Source organism: Calothrix sp. 336/3, assembly GCF_000734895.2.
Taxonomy (GTDB): domain Bacteria; phylum Cyanobacteriota; class Cyanobacteriia; order Cyanobacteriales; family Nostocaceae; genus 336-3.
Genome location: NZ_CP011382.1, coordinates 4398256 through 4416505 on the forward strand (window position 1 = coordinate 4398256; position 18250 = coordinate 4416505).

Annotated in this window: 19 protein-coding genes; 2 read left to right on the forward strand and 17 right to left on the reverse strand. The window is 40.5% G+C overall.

Annotated elements, in window-relative coordinates; translation table 11 throughout:
• Positions 1 to 2 precede the first annotated feature (2 nt).
• The 6 genes from panD to psaC all read right to left on the reverse strand — a co-directional run bounded on the left by panD (position 3) and on the right by psaC (position 5941).
• On the reverse strand, positions 3 to 386 hold the full coding sequence (gene panD / locus IJ00_RS18290) for an aspartate 1-decarboxylase (RefSeq protein ID WP_035155311.1): 384 nt from the start codon (positions 384 to 386) through the stop codon (positions 3 to 5).
• 88 nt (positions 387 to 474) lie between these two features.
• Positions 475 to 987 carry an inorganic diphosphatase gene (locus IJ00_RS18295; protein WP_035155313.1) on the reverse strand — a complete coding sequence of 171 codons (513 nt, stop codon included), beginning with the start codon at positions 985 to 987 and terminating at the stop codon, positions 475 to 477.
• 355 nt (positions 988 to 1342) lie between these two features.
• Positions 1343 to 1534 (reverse strand): hypothetical protein, encoded by a 192-nt coding sequence (locus tag IJ00_RS18300; protein WP_035155315.1) that lies wholly within the window; start codon positions 1532 to 1534, stop codon positions 1343 to 1345.
• An 855-nt stretch (positions 1535 to 2389) separates the two neighbouring features.
• Positions 2390 to 3355, reverse strand: a complete 966-nt coding sequence (locus IJ00_RS18305) for a DUF362 domain-containing protein (RefSeq protein ID WP_035155318.1) — start codon at positions 3353 to 3355, stop codon at positions 2390 to 2392.
• 106 nt (positions 3356 to 3461) lie between these two features.
• Positions 3462 to 5360 carry a glutamine--fructose-6-phosphate transaminase (isomerizing) gene (glmS, locus tag IJ00_RS18310; protein ID WP_035155320.1) on the reverse strand — a complete coding sequence of 633 codons (1899 nt, stop codon included), beginning with the start codon at positions 5358 to 5360 and terminating at the stop codon, positions 3462 to 3464.
• Positions 5361 to 5695: 335 nt separating this feature from the next.
• Complete coding sequence (psaC, locus tag IJ00_RS18315) at positions 5696 to 5941, reverse strand: photosystem I iron-sulfur center protein PsaC (RefSeq protein ID WP_010997613.1); 246 nt, start codon at positions 5939 to 5941, stop codon at positions 5696 to 5698.
• Positions 5942 to 6386: 445 nt separating this feature from the next.
• Between psaC and IJ00_RS18320 the strand changes: the two genes are divergently transcribed.
• A complete protein-coding gene (locus tag IJ00_RS18320; RefSeq protein ID WP_035155322.1) occupies positions 6387 to 7880 on the forward strand; it encodes a serine/threonine-protein kinase in 1494 nt (497 codons plus the stop codon).
• Between the two features lie 193 nt (positions 7881 to 8073).
• On the opposite strand, the gene IJ00_RS18325 is transcribed toward IJ00_RS18320, so the two are convergent.
• From IJ00_RS18325 to IJ00_RS18335, 3 genes are all read right to left on the reverse strand, one after another.
• Entirely contained in the window at positions 8074 to 8562 is a 489-nt protein-coding gene (locus IJ00_RS18325; RefSeq protein WP_035155324.1) for a GNAT family N-acetyltransferase, read from the reverse strand.
• Positions 8563 to 8587: 25 nt separating this feature from the next.
• Entirely contained in the window at positions 8588 to 8920 is a 333-nt protein-coding gene (locus IJ00_RS18330; RefSeq protein ID WP_035155327.1) for a DUF565 domain-containing protein, read from the reverse strand.
• Positions 8921 to 8996: 76 nt separating this feature from the next.
• Complete coding sequence (locus tag IJ00_RS18335) at positions 8997 to 10247, reverse strand: tetratricopeptide repeat protein (RefSeq protein ID WP_371259612.1); 1251 nt, start codon at positions 10245 to 10247, stop codon at positions 8997 to 8999.
• Between the two features lie 127 nt (positions 10248 to 10374).
• Here IJ00_RS18335 and IJ00_RS18340 point away from each other — a divergent pair, with 127 nt between their 5' ends.
• Positions 10375 to 10965, forward strand: a complete 591-nt coding sequence (locus tag IJ00_RS18340) for a chromophore lyase CpcT/CpeT (RefSeq protein ID WP_035159263.1) — start codon at positions 10375 to 10377, stop codon at positions 10963 to 10965.
• A gap of 118 nt (positions 10966 to 11083) precedes the next feature.
• On the opposite strand, the gene cpdA is transcribed toward IJ00_RS18340, so the two are convergent.
• From cpdA to ureE, 8 genes are all read right to left on the reverse strand, one after another.
• Positions 11084 to 11881 carry a 3',5'-cyclic-AMP phosphodiesterase gene (gene cpdA / locus IJ00_RS18345; RefSeq protein WP_035155331.1) on the reverse strand — a complete coding sequence of 266 codons (798 nt, stop codon included), beginning with the start codon at positions 11879 to 11881 and terminating at the stop codon, positions 11084 to 11086.
• Positions 11882 to 12732: 851 nt separating this feature from the next.
• Positions 12733 to 13281 (reverse strand): pentapeptide repeat-containing protein, encoded by a 549-nt coding sequence (locus IJ00_RS18350; RefSeq protein ID WP_035155333.1) that lies wholly within the window; start codon positions 13279 to 13281, stop codon positions 12733 to 12735.
• 531 nt (positions 13282 to 13812) lie between these two features.
• On the reverse strand, positions 13813 to 14007 hold the full coding sequence (locus IJ00_RS18355) for a DUF2949 domain-containing protein (protein ID WP_035155335.1): 195 nt from the start codon (positions 14005 to 14007) through the stop codon (positions 13813 to 13815).
• Between the two features lie 616 nt (positions 14008 to 14623).
• Positions 14624 to 15490: a polyphosphate kinase 2 family protein gene (locus IJ00_RS18360; RefSeq protein ID WP_035155337.1), complete on the reverse strand. Its 867-nt coding sequence runs from the start codon at positions 15488 to 15490 to the stop codon at positions 14624 to 14626.
• A 161-nt stretch (positions 15491 to 15651) separates the two neighbouring features.
• Positions 15652 to 16128, reverse strand: coding sequence for a hypothetical protein (locus tag IJ00_RS18365; RefSeq protein WP_046814856.1), 477 nt, complete (start codon positions 16126 to 16128; stop codon positions 15652 to 15654).
• On the reverse strand, positions 16094 to 16690 hold the full coding sequence (ureG, locus tag IJ00_RS18370; RefSeq protein WP_035159266.1) for an urease accessory protein UreG: 597 nt from the start codon (positions 16688 to 16690) through the stop codon (positions 16094 to 16096). Before ureG ends, IJ00_RS18365 begins: the two co-directional genes overlap by 35 nt.
• Before the next feature lie 95 nt (positions 16691 to 16785).
• Positions 16786 to 17496 (reverse strand): urease accessory protein UreF, encoded by a 711-nt coding sequence (locus IJ00_RS18375; RefSeq protein WP_046814857.1) that lies wholly within the window; start codon positions 17494 to 17496, stop codon positions 16786 to 16788.
• Positions 17480 to 17917, reverse strand: coding sequence for an urease accessory protein UreE (gene ureE / locus IJ00_RS18380; RefSeq protein ID WP_035155339.1), 438 nt, complete (start codon positions 17915 to 17917; stop codon positions 17480 to 17482). Before ureE ends, IJ00_RS18375 begins: the two co-directional genes overlap by 17 nt.
• Positions 17918 to 18250: the final 333 nt, after the last annotated feature.

Genomic DNA, 18250 nt, shown 5'->3' on the forward strand with positions numbered 1-18250 from the left:
ATTTAGGTCTGACTGAGCAAGTCGTCGTATCGTCGAACTTCGATGAGTCGGTTGTTTTCATCTACAATCACAACGGTGGGAGAGTAATTTTGTAACTCTGCCGTAGAAAACTGCCCGTAAGACATTATAATCAAGCGATCGCCACTAATGCCTAGACGTGCTGCGGCTCCATTTAATTCGATTGTCCCAGAATGGGCTGGTGCAGAAATAGCGTAGGTGGTGAAACGCTCACCATTATTGACGTTGACGACGTGAACCTGCTCGAAGGGTAAGATTCCTGATTTATCTAATAAAACTTGGTCAATACTGATACTACCAACATAGTTGATGTTAGCACCGGTCAGGATACAATTATGAATCTTTGCCGAGAGGAGCGATCGCTGCATTTTCGTGGTATTTAGCAATTAGAAGTAATAGCATGATTGGCAGTAGCCAGTAATAAGTAACTTTTATAACTGACTACTACTGAAATAATTATCCTTTTGCTGCTTGAATGCACTTCTCAACTAGTGCTGAAACCTTATCGACATCTTGCCAACCAAGAATTTCTGTGACTTTTTTCTCCAAATTTTTATAGCTGCGGAAAAATTCTGCCACTTCATCTAAACGGTGGGGAGCAATGTCTTTGAGAGATTTAACATTAGCATAGCGAGGGTCTTTGTCAGGAACACAAAGAATTTTTTCATCGCGATCGCCACCGTCAATCATCTCTAACATCCCAATCGGTCTTGCCGCAATTATACACCCAGGGAAGGTTGGCTCATCAATAATTACCATTCCATCCAAGGGATCGCCATCATCAGCCAAAGTATTGGGTACAAATCCATAATCGAAAGGATACTGTACCGAAGAGTATAACACCCGGTCTAAGGCGAAGGCTTGCAATTCCTTATCGTACTCGTACTTATTTTTGCTACCACCGGGAATTTCTACTAGAACGTTGATTAAACCTGGTTTTGGCTGAGGGGGTATAACGGATAAGTCCACGACAAAACTCCTGACGCTGATTTAAAGTATGGGATAAGCACTTGCCTCCCCGTGTAGAATTTTAGGCTAAGATGGGCATTTTCTCGCAATCAACTAGGAGTTAGGCAAAATAAAGTTTGAACTTGAGGGTAAGAGACAGCAGCTGCCAGACTGTAATTCCTCACTGAAAAAACTATGCATGGACAGTCCTTAGAATATCCATGCACCAGCTATCTTCTCAAGGAAGAAAATAGATTGATTTATTCACAATAAGTTATAAATTTGTACTTGAATGGGAAAATCAGAGGATTATCTGACTCAAGATGCCAAAAATGATAAATCAGGATTGTTCACTTCTTGATTTGATGAAAATATACTAGTATTCTTTCATTTTTTCCTGCATATTATAGCTGAGTGAAGGCTGATAGGTTGGTAAATTGCTAGAGTAATTCGCAATTACCACTAATGGCAAAGTGAGAGTTAATATCCCGATGAAAGTTCCCACGATGTCTGCCAAGCGATGGGAGTATGTATTGGTAGAATTGGCAGACTGGCTATTTGCATCCATAAATAATTAAAACTGGCACATCTCTTGGAGTTCAGCTTTTTGTAAAAAGCCTTGCTACCATTTTAGCTATTTTCTAACCGGATTTATGGGAATCGTCAAGATTACTAACCACTTTAGAAAGCGTCTACGTACTTTGTTAGCCGAAAGCAAGTTCAATCTGCGGTTTTGTCAAACATCATACTTTGTATTCTGCACTACTTTTTTGTGAAAATTATCAAGAATTATAGCTATTTGTTTTTGTAAATACTGAGGTAATGGATGGCATAAAAAACTTTTTATGTACTAGTTTTGGACTGTGATAGCTTTACAGAAACTTCAATACAAAAGCTTATGCCATAGGGCTTTTGAGGAGACGTTGCCAAAACCGCATGACAATTTATTTCACTATACAAGTGCTTATACGGATATTTTATTGGAGACAAATAGCTGCAAGAAGTTAATTCTTTGTCCAATAGTATCAACTGAGTCAACACAGATAAAAAGTAAAAAATATGATTTTTAATCAGTAATTGTACTCAATGCCCATTGATAAAAAATTACGGCTGAGAAAGAGGATGAAAATTCATAATAAATTAATCTACATTTCGATAGATTGCTTTTTTTCTTGGCAAATATTAATGGTATATTATGTGCGTTTTTTCTGAGAAACAGACATATTGGCGATCGCCCATAGGGGAATAATTGATGGCATTTGCAAAGATGATGATTTGTGAAGCTATGGCACGAAAAAAACCGCCACTGAGAAGTAGGGCGGTCTGGTTAAGCAATCGGAGGGTATTTACAGATTACTCTGGGGCATAGGGAAATGTTGTAGCTAAGTTTGCACTTATTCACAACTTACGCCAAAATGCCTGATTAACCACGACCATAAATACTCATCGGTTCCTTGATAAAACGAATATAAAGGTGCTTGAAAGTGGATTTAATCACGCGAGGCATCCCAAAATCGATGGGAATAAACTCACTTGGTAATTTCCAATCCGAGATTTGTAAGATATCTGGATGTAAATGGGGAAAATGAATTTTTCCTAAATCTGGACAAACACCTAATCTTTGGGATGCGGCAACGGTAGGTACTTGTTCTGGTGGAACATTGAGAATTTCGATGATCGCCCGATCCAGAGCAAAGACATCCTCAGCAGCAGCTAAAACACCGAGGGGACGGGGTTCACCCCCACTAGGACCATTCCCTTCATGTCCGATAATCCCATCTAGGATAGTCAAATTAGGATTAATTGCTTTAGCTGTTTCCACCAACATTTCCCCAAACCTGGCAGCATCCTTACCTGCTTCCATATGCCACCAAGCTTTCATTTTCCCCGGAACGCAGCCAAAAAGATTTTTTACCCCCATGGTTAATACCAATTGACTGTGGGATTTCACCTTGGGTAGATTGATCACCACATCTGCTTCCATGGCTTCCTTAGATAACAATAGGTGATTAAATTCTGTATTCACCGTTTCGTAACGTTTGCCACGAAAATTAATTATCGGTAATTGCAATTCTTCAATAATGGGTTGATAACCATTGGCGATCGCCACCCCCTTAGCACTACCAAAAGCGGGACTATCCCCTAAAAATGGTTTTCCTCCGGCTTCTATAACCATTTGGGCAACGGTATAAACTATTTCTGGACGGGTAGTACATTCCTTACCCGGACGCGCACCAGTGAGTAAATTAGGTTTGAGTAAAACGCGATTACCTGGTTTCACAAATGCTGCGATTCCTCCCCAGGGTTCGAGAAGAGTTTCTAGGGATGCTCGCAATACTTCTTTTTCATAGGAAGTTGCGCGGATGAGACTGACAGATGGGGTAGACATGAGGAATTTAGGAATAGGAAATGGGAGTTTTATACACCCTTAATATACCTAAACCTTTCGCCTTATATTTCCTGGTGGCGATCGCAGCTAATTCCGTATTTATACCCTACTCAACTGTCACACTTTTGGCGAGATTTCTCGGTTGGTCAACATCCAAACCACGGCGAGCCGCAATATGGTAGGCAAGTAATTGTAGGGGAACGACCGTCAATAGAGGAGAGAGTAATTCATCTACCTCTGGTACAGGAATAATATCTTTAAACACATCAACGGCTTCCCCATGGTTAACTGGAGTCACACCAATTAGCCGAGAGTCACGGGCTTTGGCTTCTTGAGCGTTAGAAATTACCTTTTCGTAGACAGTTCCCGGAGTTGCGATCGCCACCACTGGGACTTTGGCATCTAACAGGGCGATCGGTCCATGCTTCATTTCTCCTGCGGGATAGCCTTCGGCATGAATATAGCTGATTTCCTTGAGTTTCAAGGCACCTTCTAAGGCGATGGGGAAGTTAATCCCCCTACCCAAGAAAATAAAATCCTGAGTTTCGGCGAATTCATGGGCTAGCTGTTCTGTCAATTTTTCCTGACTTTCCAAGGTTGCCTCAATTTCCTTAGGAATATGCCGTAATCCTTGAATAAGTTGGGCGATCGCGTCACGGGAAACACTTTGTCGCAGATAAGCCAAATCTATTGCCAAAGCATAGAATGCCATCAACTGGGCAGTAAAAGTTTTGGTCGCCGCCACCCCAATCTCAATTCCTGCCAAGGTATTAATAATTTGCGGTACTAAATGCCCTAAGCTGCTTTCCGGTCTGTTTGTAATCCCTAGGAGTCGGGGTTGATACTTGGTTTCTAATCCTTGACGGCGCTCTTTTTCCATGGACAGGGCGGCTAAAGTATCGGCAGTTTCCCCAGATTGAGTGACTCCGATAGTTAAAGTATTTGCCATTAGGGGAGCGGGTGCGTAGCGAAACTCCGAAGCATATTGTACCTGGGTGGGAATCCCCGCCAACTGTTCGAGTAAGTATTTACCGACCAAAGCTGCGTGCCAACTAGTACCACAGGCAACGATTTGGATTTGTTCCAGGTCTGTATAGATTTCTGGAGGTAAACCTAAATTCACCGGGGTAATATCAGCACTATCAGCATTCCAATCAGCATGGAAATAGGCATCTAAAGAAGCTCTGACAACTCCCGGTTGCTCATAGATTTCCTTGAGCATGAAGTGTTTGAAACCTTGTTTCTCAACCATTGTCGGGCTGAGATTGAGTAACCGAGGTTGTTTCTTTAAGCGTCTGCCAGCAAAATTATAAACTTCTACCCCCATGGGAGTTAAGCGAGCAATTTCCCCGTTTTCTAGGGGAACAACAGCACGGGTGTGGGAGACGATCGCCGGAGTATCGGAAGCACAGAAAAATTCTCCCTCCCCAAAACCAATTACCAGGGGTGCTTGTTGTCTGACAGCAATCACCTCGTCGGGATAGTCAGCAGATACCACCGCGATCGCAAAAGCTCCCTCTAATTCATGGACAGCTTTCTGGACTGCTGCCAACAGTACGGAGTCACCATCAGGATTCATCTCCATTTCTGCCTTGAGAAACTGGGCAATTAAATGGGGAATCACCTCTGTATCTGTCTCGGAGCGAAACTCTACCCCATCAGCTTTTAACCGTTCCCGGAGTTCTCGATAATTTTCAATAATGCCATTCTGGACTACAGCCAATCTATTGGTTCCATCCATGTGAGGATGGGCATTATATTCCTCAGGTTTGCCATGGGTAGCCCAACGAGTATGACCAATACCAACCTGGGCGTGGGTTTCCAACTGCTCTAGTTTGGAACGTAAATTATGCAGTTTTCCCTTAGCCCGGACACAATTAATCTCACCTTCCCAGATTGTGGCTACACCGGCAGAATCGTAGCCTCGATACTCCAACTTCTCCAACCCAGATAGTAAAATCTCTGTTGCTGTTTGAGTGCCAACATAGCCAACGATACCACACATGTCTTACACCACTCCCGTAGGGTTAATTACACATAGTATAGTTGGGAATCAGAAATTGTTCATATTGCAGGACAAGTAAAAACAAAAAAGCTCATAGACAACCCATCCCCACCCCAAATGTTGAGGCTAGACACCAATGCCAACGAAAATCATCAGCAAAGATGCCTAGCCTAGAATGCTAAAGGTGCTTTCTATGGAGATAATGACGAGCTGTATCAGGGAATAAATAATCTTGAGCAGACAGCTATGAATTTTAGCTCAGATGCCCCAATTATCCGAGAAATGACAAAAGAGACCTAGCTAATAGCCAATAGCTGTACTCCAGAAAAAATTCCTTAATAAGCTAGACCCATACTGCGAGTGGTTTCTGCTCCTAGATAAACCCGAATACTGAGGAAGTCAGTAGGACAGGCTGTTTCACAGCGTTTGCAACCTACACAGTCTTCTGTACGAGGGGAAGAGGCAACTTGAGCAGCTTTACAGCCATCCCAGGGAACCATTTCCAGTACATCGGTAGGGCAAGCGCGAACGCATTGAGTGCAACCAATGCAAGTATCGTAGATTTTTACGGTATGAGACATTGAAAAAACGCTCCTTTCTGAAGTGTTCTTCTTGGTGCGAAGGAATCATAATCAAGCCATAGTTTACCGCAGTGATTGAGCCGTCGTAAGCAAAAGGCTACATAACTTTAAACAACTTGACAATTTTGTATCTTAATGGGGTAATTACAGCCATTTCCCGGATATATAGACTTATGTCGATGGTGGGGATTAGGGGTAAAACGGGGGTAAGAGTACTATGAAAGAATTAGCTATCAGTCGAGAACTCGTGAGTATTGACTATTAATGAAAATTTTGTGTCAAAATCGTCATTGCATTATTCAGACATCATTAATCTGCCTGAGGTATGCAAAACTAGAATTGCCATAGTTTTCCCCAAGCTTGGCTGGAATGGTTCTAAAATGAAAACCTAAAATTCTAAATTGTATTAATTAAGTGGTAACTCCTTAAAGCTAAGGTAAATTTCATGCAGAGTCAGACGCTTGGTGGTGATGGACGTTATAGCATCATCCAACAACTCAGACAAGGTGGTTTCGGTGCGACTTATGAAGCTATGGACACCCAATTACCGGGAAATCCCAAGTGCTTGGTTAAGCAGCTGAAGCCAAGGGCTAATGATGAAAATACTTTACAGATAGCAAAACGTCTGTTTCGGGAAGAAGCGGAAACCCTACAAAGATTGGGTAATCATGACCAAATTCCCAGATTATTAGCTTACTTTGAACAGGATAATGAATTTTATTTGGTTCAAGAATATATAGAAGGACATGATTTGAGTGAGGAATTACCTCCCTACACCCAACCTTGGAATGAAGAGGCTGTGGTGCAATTATTGGTAGAGATTTTGGAGGTGTTAAATTTTGTCCATAAGCAGGGTGTGATTCATCGAGACATTAAACCTTCTAATATCCGTCGTCGTCAGTCTGATGGCAAGGTAGTGCTGATTGATTTTGGTTCGGTGAAGCGAGCTCGAAGTGTAGAAGTCAACAACCAAGGACAGACTAATTTTACTGTGGCGATTGGTACTCCTGGTTATATGCCGAGTGAGCAAGCAAATAGTAACCCGACTTATAGTAGTGATGTCTATTCGGTGGGTGTAATTGCGATTCAAGCTTTGACTGGCATATATCCCGATCCCCGTCAAGGTAGTAGGCTACCTAAAGACCCTCATACGGGGGAAATTGTTTGGCAGCATCAAGTTGATATCAGTCCTTGGTTTGCGGAAATCTTGGATAATATGGTGCGTTATGATTTTCGCCAGAGGTATACGACTGCTCAAGCTGCTTTAGAAGCATTGAAGAGGCGATCGCCAGATGGCAAAAGCTCGACTGTGACGACAATTCAGTCGAATAATGCTTCTGTGACTACTATTAGTTCTTCTCCTCGTCCGACTCCACAAAAATTTTTGTTTGGGGCGATCGCTGCTGCTATTTTAACTTTTGTGATTGCTAGCTATGCCATCTATCAAATGATGTCTTCCCAACAAAAATTAGTCTCCTATACCGATATCAGTTCTGAAATCAAGATTAAATATCCTGATAATTGGGAAAAACAAGATAAACGTGGTCTTTATAATGTCGGGCGTTATGAAATTGTCAACTTTCTTTCTCCGAGGAAAAGCGACCAAGATTTTCAAGATAGAATTGTTGTTTCCTATCAAGACTTTCGCGGCACTCTGGAAGAATCCAAAGAAGAATTTCGCAAAGAAATTTCTACTATTCCCAATGCCCAAATTCTCAGTGAAGGTGATGTGACGGTTGCTTCTAACCAGGGCTATCAAATTATTTACACCAGCCAAACTGACAACAAACCCTTGAAAAATATGCAGGTTTGGACTTTAAAAGGCGAAAGAGCCTATATGATTAACTATACGGCAGACATAGAGGATTATGACAAATCTATCAAAACTATAGAAGATATAGTAAAGTCTTTTGAGGTGAAAAGAACCGGGGCTGATTAATACTGATTTGAAGAATAAAATGCTAGTAATATAATTGTTTCCTCACAGTGAAATCATCTCGATATTCAGTAATGTGATGAACTCGGGATGGCAATCTTTTCTTTATGGGTAATAGTTCAAAATAATTCCTATTTTTAGTCAGTTTTATAGCTTCCTGCTTGCTTGTGAATAATTGCTAGGGAATTTGAGGAGATTATTCCAGGGAGGTTAAATCCAAAGACATTTCATTGGTGGGTGAGAAACCTAAGCGCTCATAAACTGGTTTTCCAGAGGGAGAAGCGTGGAGAATTGCCTTTGTACATCCGAGATTTTGCAGATAATTGACTGCTTGGGTTGTGAGTTTTGTGGCAATTCCTTCACCTCGGTAATCAGGACTGACAAAAACACCCCAAATATACCCATATTTCCGGACAGTATCTGCAAGTACTAAAGGGTATAAACCTGAGAATAACTGGCATGCAACCGAGGCGATCGCCTGACCTTCTACTTCTGCAATAAATGCTTTATAACTCAATTTTTCCCGCGCATGATGAATAAATTCTTGGATAATTGTTGGCGAATCAGGAAGAATTAAATCTGATGGAACATGATTATCCAACCATAATAGATAAAAATGCTCGGCAATAGTCCTATCTTCCTCAGGGTAAGCTTCTCTAATTTGGACATCTTTTGATATTGCCATGGTGAAGAAAAAATTCCTGTAATATTTAGGAACCCAATTTACAAGCTTCAATAAATAAGCTGTAGGTAAAACCAACTTTCAGTAAATTTAAGCACTCAGCCCATGGGGGCGGCTGTTGATTATACCAAAGGCGATAGTAGATTTTACTACCGATTTCACTGATGATTACTAAGGTAGCGGCAACCACAATATCTAATTCGGCTTTTTGCCCCGCAGATGTGGCAACGACTGTTCCCAGAAAAAATCCTAGGAGAAAACTAATAATCAATAGAGATATTCGTCGCCAAGGATTGAAAATCCATTGTCCTACACGCTCGCTGACGGTGGTGACTAAGGTGTTGAGACGAGTATTTTGCATGGGATGGGTTAATTGGTCATGGGGAATGGGTTCTAGGGACTAGAATAAAATAATTCCTCCCTTCTCCCCTCACTCCCTAATTATTCGCTCCTGGGGCGATTTTGGCAATTTGCTGGTTAAAGTATTGCTCTTCATGCTTTAATTCTTTTGCTAACTCTAACCCTTTTTGAAAAGCATTGATTGCTTGGGGGTAGTCTTTCCGTTCCACGTATATTTGTCCTATTTGGTCATATGCTGTCATTAATCCGTAGAAATTCGCGGCTAATTCTTCTGTTTGCAGTAGTATTTGACTTGTTTGTAGTGCTTCGTCTGTTTGTCCTGTAGAGCGATAGAGACTGATAAGTTTGTTGAGTGCTTCTCCCGCGCGGGTATATTCTTGCAATTGCCAAGCGGTTGTGTAGGACTCTTGGTAATTTTTAAATGCTGCTTGAATTAAATCTGGTTGTTGTTTGGCAAGCATTTCGTAGTCACTACCGATCGCTAGTTTGAGTCCAACTAATTTGGATGTCAAGTTACTATCTTGCTGATAGATTTCCACTAGCTGCTGACGGATTTTCACCGAGTCTTGGGGTTGTTTGGCTTGTTCGTAAATATAGGCTAGTTGTTCTAAATAGGTAATTTGAGTAGAGGGTTCACCCTTGGTCAAATTTAATAATTCTTCATAGGTTTTAGCTGCTTGGGGGTAGTCGAACCAACCTAAATGGACATTAGCAATGGTTTGTAGGGTTTCCCTTTCAGCTGCGGTATCCTGTTGCTGACGGACTTGGGTGAGGATTTGCTGATATACAGGAATAGCTAGCTGTGGCGATCGCACTTGTTGATAAGCTTTTCCTAGGGCAGAGAGAATTTGTAAATCTCCGGGTTGTTGAGACTGGGTTTGAGCTTGAATAGCCTGTAATCTCTGGGTAATATACTGTACTTGTTGACGTTCATTATCTTGGTAGGCGATCGCTCCCACCCTTGATAATGCTTCTATCTCAGCTAAAACACCCAAGTAGCGACGTAATCGCAGTTCTCGATTCCAAATCTCAAAGGCTGTAATTTTATCTCCAGCAGCGAATTTAGCTGTAGCCTCAAGATTTAACTCATCTAACTTTATTCCTAAAGCTTGTTTTTCAGCCTCTGTTAAAGGTTCCTTATCAGGTATGCGTGGCAACAATGGATCTGGTGCGGTAATCTCCAGAGGTGAAGGGGGAAATTTATCAGGTTGTTTGGTTTTTTGGCTCTTTGCCAGTACTGATAGATTAGAACAGAGGGAAAAGCAGATAGCAAAAATGATGATATTCCAAGGACGCATAGATTTTATTTGGTAAGGGTTAATGGGCATAGGTTTTTCTGTTCCCTGTTCCCTAGACGCAATTACAGCAAAAATTCTCCTGCAAAAGGGTCAACCTCAAGCCTTACAATACTTTTGTCATAGTTTGGCAAATAATTCTAGATTCAATTTTGTGATAATGACCCATTCTACAGATATTACTTCCCTGGCTCGGTGGATGGCAGGGGACTTTAGTAACCAAGAACAGGCTATTGAAAATCCCCCATTTTATGCCCATATTCGCGTCTGTATGCGTCCCTTGCCGCCAAATTTTCTTTCTGGTGTAAGTCTTTTCCTAGAACAGGCTTACGATTATATGCTCAATTCCCCCTATCGCATCCGGGTATTGAACCTAGTTGTGAGTGGCGATCGCATTGAACTAGAAAACTATACTCTCAAAGAGGAAGAAAAATTCTACGGCGCTTCTCGTGATTTAACCAAGTTAAAAAACTTAACAGCCGATGATGTGGAAAAAATGCCTGGTTGTAACATGATTGTCGAATGGAATGGTCATTGTTTCAAGGGCAGGGTAGAACCAGGTAAAGGCTGTATAGTCAACCGGAACGGGCAAAAAACTTACCTTGATAACGAATTTGAAATTAACGCTGAAAAGTTTTTCAGTCTTGATCGCGGACGTGATCCAGAAACCGATGAGCTACTTTGGGGTTCCGTTGCTGGACCATTCCGTTTTGTCCGTCAGACAAGTTTTGCTGATGAAGTGAGGGTTTGAAGAAACAAGGGAAGCAGACTCATCCCGTTATCAGTTGCAAAAACTGCCCACTCTTCCCTATCTTCTGTCTCCACAAAACTAAGTAACTATTTACCCCTTACCATTACCCATTCCTAAATCAATATCCTGTTGCCGCTAATTCTACAGCATGAAAGAATGGGACTCTCTCAATCTTGGATTTCCAAGTACCATTCGAGTAAAGCTCTACTATACGGAAACCTGGTGGTTTGGAATCTACTGCGAATTGCGGGCTTTTTGGTAAAAACTGGACGCAGGTAGATGGAGTTCCTAAATAGTCAACTTCCCGACGTTGATAATGAAACTCTTGGTGGATATGTCCTAATAAAACTAACTGCACCTGGGGATACTTATCAATCACGGCAAAAAATTCCTCTGGGTGGTGCAACCCAATACTATCTAACCACTGACAATTCACGGCAAAGGGTGGATGATGCAAAGCGATGAGTGTCGGTTTATCCCTGTTTGTCTGTAATTGTCTATCTAACCATGTGAGGGTTGCTGAACTCAAACAACCATGTACACAGTCGGGAACGGTGGAGTCTAGTAAGATGAAATTCCAGCCACCGCGTTCAAAACATTTACGTCTGGAAATTAAGCCTAAATTGAGTATTTCATCCATGGCGATCGCGCTGTCATGGTTTCCCGGTACCCAATAGGTTGGTATTTGTAACGGACGCAACAAATTTTGCACTGTTTCGTAGGATGTTTCTGTTCCATCTCCAGAAATATCGCCAGTTAGCAAGATTAGATCTAGTTCTGAACGCATCTCCTCCAAACGTTTCACCACTGCTTGGAAGGATTTGATCGTCGGTATTCCCAATAGTTCTTGTTCTTCAGTCACAAACAGATGGGTGTCTGTCACCTGTGCAATTGAAATGGCAGGAGTTTGATTCATTGTTACCGATGCCAATATGCGAGTCTTAATATCCTATGCTTCCTTGAAAAAAATAACTTCAGAGTACCCAAGTAGCCAATACTTTCCTGAGTAGTAAAATCACCTTGATATAAACAGCCAGGTATCTAGCTAAATACTACCAAAGCTTCTTTTGTTTTACGTAATAACCGCAATAGCACTGAGCTATATTCTGCCTAGGGCGATCGCACTTTAAACCTCTTTGATGATAAATTGCCAAAATCTATGTTAGTTTATCAAATTCCGGTTTGTCTTGTATTTTCTATAACTAATTCTAAAAGTATAAACACTATGACAATCAAAGTACTCGTGTTTATTGATACTTTTTCTAGGCATTCTAAATTGGAAGTAGGCGAACAGTATTAATAAAAACTATTTGCTTATATAGCTGTGCAGCTATAAATATAGTAAAGCATCTCACAAAATACGATAATCCAAAAGCTGTCATTTCCCTTCGCAATCTTCGCAATGACAATTGGACATTTTTTGCTTGGAGTGCTGTCAAATTGGAATATGTCTTATCTCTAAAACCATTCGTGACAGGTTAAGACAAAATTCGTTTTGTCAATAGTAGTTACGCTAGAAGTTGAAACTATAGTTAGGTATCAAATTTCGTCTTCTACGGAATTTGTCGGGTAAGAATGAGTGATGTTTTTTAAGATGACGCGATCGCTATGCCAAAAAATTGCGTTTTCTACCCTATTTTTAGCAATATTTTAAGCATTATTACTCATTGACAAATTGTTGATAACTTTAACCTGTCACGAATGCTCTAAAACATAAAAAATCCCCGTACCTTGCGATCGGGGAGTATGCCAAACCATAGGTGAGGGTTAGCATCCACCAGCCCAAGTAACCCACTGATGGGATGTACTGATATTCACATTGGCTCCATGGATTTCTTCATCACTCATTTTTGCCTCTGTTAAATCTGCTTCCCCTAGCTCTGCATCGATTAAATCGGCAGCAATCAAATTTGCTTGATGTAAATTCGCTTCCCTTAAATTTGCTCCACAGAGTTGAGCTTCACTTAAATTCGCTTTCCACAGGTTAGCCTTAACTAAATTAGCACTGCGTAAATTAGCTCTACTAAGATTCGTCTCCTGCAAGTTGACGTTAACTAAATCAGCTCCCATTAAATTAATTTCACTCAAATTAGAGCCACATAAATCTGCTTCACTAAACTTGGCATCATTTAAGTTTGCCCGACTAAAGTTACAGTCGTGTAGCTTCGCTCGGCTGAAAATTACACCACTGAAATCTGCATTGCTAAAGTTTGCGCCCGTTAAGTCTACATCGCAAAACTCTACCTGATGCAAGCACACACCAACAAAATCCCTTTCCCCTGCGGCATATTTATTCAGGAGTTGATTTAGTTCCATTATCTATATCTCCTTATATACACAGGCTAAGGTATATAACCTGTGAGGTGTTATCTCTTATTCACAGCTAGAAATTAATTCGGATTCACAAAATCGCGATGAAAATCATTCACAAAAAATCAAATATACAGGAATGAATCTATGCTCACAATGATACAGTATTTTTCCTCAAAGATGAAATTATCTTCATATAAATATAGGGTAATATACTGGCTCCCAACTCATCAGGATAGTCTGTTGTTTCTAGAAAATTGCAGATAACATACAAGTTAAAAGCCATAAAAAAGTGGTTCAGAATTTGATAATTCAATTCCGATAAATAATTGGCTGATATTGTGTCATATTAAACATTTATAATCGGATGTTTATGGTAAGTGGCAGGTAATAGGTGAGGGATACAATCACAGTTTTTCCCAGTTTCTGAAGCAAATGAGCTACACTGCTACTTTGCTGGAAATTTAATGTTTATAGCTCAAATTATCAAGAAAAGATAACAAATCAAGTAATAATCTATTACCTATCACCTATCTTTCAAGTATTACCCTGGAGCCAATCAAAAATTCTATCCAATTGATTGACTGTGATTAAACCGTACTGCCACAAAATCATCGGCAGTAAGCTAGGGGTTTGCTCAGGATGTCTCATGGCTAATTCCACATCAGCTGGAGGGATTGCCAATTCTGTTTGTAAAAAGTCAAGGAACTGTGGAAGTCTGTTCTTATCCATAGTTGCTACCCCCTATGACAATATCTTGAGATGAAGCTACAAATCTGAGGAACTCATGACATTACCATGAGATTTAACCATAATCTTGAGACGAGTATTAGCCTCAGTCAACAGAACTAAGTTGGGAAGAAAATTAAATCAGTAAACATTAAGAGTAAATAGTTACCAGGGTTTGATTCTGACTGGAGATTGTTTCAGGCAGGTTAACACACCACTTGCAATTTGTGGGGAATTTGATTGCCAAGAATATAATCAGTTTCTTGTACTAATAACTGGTTGAGTTCAGGAATTAATATAACTTCAGTCAACTTAGTTATGTGCATTTAATACTAAATAGTGATTTTTTCGCAACCCTTGTCAACCCCTCATTTGCCTGATGATTGATGGATGTATGAGTAGTAAAAGTTATATTTATCACACTTTTTTTGAACTAGGGATAGCAAAAGAGAGTCTATATATAAATGATGGGTCATGCCCATCGTAAACTATGATACTTTTATTTTTTTTTAAATTTATTGGTTTAGTTAACTAAATTTTCTTGACAAAATTTACAAAGCATTACAAACGTCTAGTAGTTTATCAATTTTCTATTGAAGAAGGAGGGGATGAATGTCTACTAGTCTTCCTGCTCTAGCATTAACTTTGCTTGTAACAGGTGTTTTTGATGCTCTGGATTTAGGGTGGGGTACTTTAAGTTGAGTTGTTGGAGTTTGGTGCAGATAATATCAGCGATCGCCAGACGGGTAAACCATTTGCGATCGGCTGGGATAATATACCAAGGAGCCCAGGATGTACTTGTATGATTAAACACATCCTCGTAAGCATTCATGTAATCATTCCAATATTGTCTTTCTTGCACATCGCTGACGGAAAATTTCCAATTTTTTTCTGGTAAGTCAATTCTTTCCAAAAAGCGTTTTTTCTGCTCTTCTTTAGAGACATGAAGAAAAAACTTGAGAATCACAATCCCATTAGCAACTAAATACTTCTCGAAATTATTGATTTCCGTAAATCTTTGCTGCCAAATATTATTATTTAGGGCAGACTTAGGTAACTGCTGATTTTGCAAAATTTCTGGATGAACTCGTGCTACTAAAACTTCTTCATAGTAGGAACGATTAAAAATGCCGATTCTGCCTCTTTCTGGTAAGGATTTAGCCGTACGCCATAAATAATCATGATCTAATTCTTCTGCGCTAGGTGATTTAAAGGAAAATACCTGACAACCTTGGGGATTAACACCTGACATCACATATTTAATTGTGCTATCTTTGCCAGCAGCATCCATGGCTTGGAAAATAATTAGTAAAGCATAGGTATTTTGGGCATAGAGTACATCTTGGTATTTACCTAACTTTTGTACATAGGTTTCCAATATCCCTACTGATTCTGCTTTATTGCTAAAATTATCGCTAAATTTGGGGTCGTATTTTTTTAAAGAAATTTTACTTCCTGGTTGGACTAAAAAATTATCGTGATTCATGGATATTAAAATAATTTGTAATTCGTAATTCGTAATGCTCTCTACGGTAGAGATAAGGCTAACGTAATTACGTTTTGAGATGGAGATTTAAACCCCCAAAGTTGGTTAAATTGTTTCTCAAAACATCACTGAAATTATCAATAGGGCAAATTATCCATTCTCTATTTTCTAGAAATGGGACGCATTGCTTCCCTACCGAGAATAAACATCCCTGCCACTCCTAGACAGACAAACCAAACGTACTGGTACCAATACTTGCTTATCTGGGCGATAGGGGTGAGATGGGGATGTAAAGTATGTAAATAGAGTACCAGGATAATTACCATCAGGGCGCTAAAACCCACAAAACTTAAACCTACTTGAATCCGTGGCGATCGCAATTCCCAATCGCTAATTTCTTCAATATCAATTGTCCCTAGATGTTGCCAAGTTACGTCAGCATTTTGGGAGGCAATTTGTAGATTCTCACTAATTTTTGCGGGTAAAATAGGTACGAGGGTGGATACAGTTGGTTGTCGCAGGGCAGCTTCTGTATGACGTAATAATTCTAGGGGTTTCTGGGATGTAATTTGTTCAACCCATGGGAAATATGAGGGGATTTTTTTAACAAATATGGGTGGTAACGAATTGAATGACATCTGTTAATCCTACCTGAGATTTTAAATTACTAAAAATGAATGGTTTGTCCCCGCGCATTTTTTTGGCATCGCGCTCCATAACATTTAAATCTGCACCCACATAGGGAGCTAAATCGATTTTATTAATCACGAGTAAGTCAGATTTTGTAATTCCTGGTCCTCCCTTGCGGGGAATTTTATCACCTGCGGCGACATCGATGACATAAATAGTTAAATCGACTAATTCGGGGCTAAAGGTAGCTGCTAAATTATCTCCTCCACTTTCCAGAAAGACAATCTCTAAATCGGGAAATTTTTGTTCTAATTGCTCAATGGCAGCTAAATTCATGGATGCATCTTCTCGAATCGCGGTGTGGGGACATCCTCCAGTTTCCACTCCCAGAATGCGATCGCTGCTTAATGCTTGGGAACGTACTAAAAATTGGGCATCCTCTTGAGTATAAATATCATTGGTGACAACAGCCAAGCGATAGCGATCGCGCAGAGCTTTACATAATGCATCTACTAAAGCTGTTTTACCAGAACCCACAGGTCCAGCAACTCCGATCCGGAATGTGTTTATCATAGCTCTATGAATATATTTTCTCGATAAAATTATGGTGTGATTCGTCATACTCCCAGAGCGGGAAGCAAGCTACACAATGGGAAAATAGACCACTAACTGCGAAACAACCTTGTATACTGGGTTTCATGCTGCATACTCGCCAAGGATAAACCCCAACTACAACAGCAAAGTTCATCGTCTTCTCTATTTAAAATTTGGATGACTGTTTGGCTGAGGAGGGGATAAATACTGAGTAATATTCTTTGCCCTGCCGTTTGTCCGAGGGGAATCAGCTTAACCCCTGCGGTAACAAGATTACTTGCCCAGCTTTGTAAGTATCCCTGTAATGCCAACTGTATATTTATTTGCCAATGAGTGGCAGCTATAGCAAAGGCGATCGCATAGTTACAGGGATTTCCGACAGCTTGGGTGAGAGTAGTAATTTCTGGTTCTACGTCTAATAATAAACGGATGAGCGATCGCCCCATACCCCAGCTAGAATTACGTAATTCCGTAGTTTCTCGTGTTGCTGACAACCAACTATTCCAGTCAGCGAGGGCAACCAAATCACCTGCTGCGATCGCCTGGTATGCTCTTACCATTACCGCCCCTTCCATGGAAATGGTTCCATACTGAAGCTCTGCTTGTATCCATCGTGCGAGTTGTTCCTCAGTATGAATAGCTGCATTTTCTACAAGAGTTTCTAACCCTTCAGAATAGCTGTAAGCTCCCACAGGTAAAGCGGGGCTGGATAATTGTAAAAGATACAAGATTTCTGTAGACGGAGAATTTTTTGGAATATCCAAATTAATGATGGTGTCCATAGGCACCTACTTCTGGCTGAAAGGCAACAATCTCCTCGACTACCTGCAAACCCATTTTTTCTAACATTGTCTGTAAAACTGGGTCAGGAGACAAGCGTAAATAGCTGGGATTAATCTCTACTGGTACATGACGATTCCCTAGGTGGTATGCAGCTCGGAATAAATCACTACTAGACTCACCCGTGACTGTAATTACAGCTTCCGGCTTGGCTACAATTCTCACATAAGTACTATTACTCTCATCTTGTAAAATATCTCCATCCTGGAGTACCGTACCCCGTGGCAAACGCAAAAATACCACCTCCCCAGAAGGTGTTTCCCAACGGTGACGACTGCGGGTACGCTCTTCCGCAGTTAATTCTATGGTCAAATTAGCTACAACACCTGAGTTTGCTGGTTGACGCTGAGTAAGTGTTAACATGCTGCCAAGTCGAGTCAATGAATGATGGTTGATGAGATTCTGTATCCATATCCATGGATAGCTGTAGCTTTTAAACTCTCCACGATTTCTTGTAAGATGAAAAGAATTAGAGTCAATCTTTGACAACAAGTTGAGTGCATCTGCATTCGGCGTTGAGCGTTTCCCTTTCTACCTATCATGTATCACCTGTTGATCAAACCCATTGGTAAATTCAAGCTGAATTTTGTTAAATCATTCCTCTATATTCTGCTCCCTATCCCCTTTTTCATTGAAAATGTGATTTTGTCGTTTCTATTCCCTCTTGTCTATCTCGAAGGAATTTGAGGATTTAAC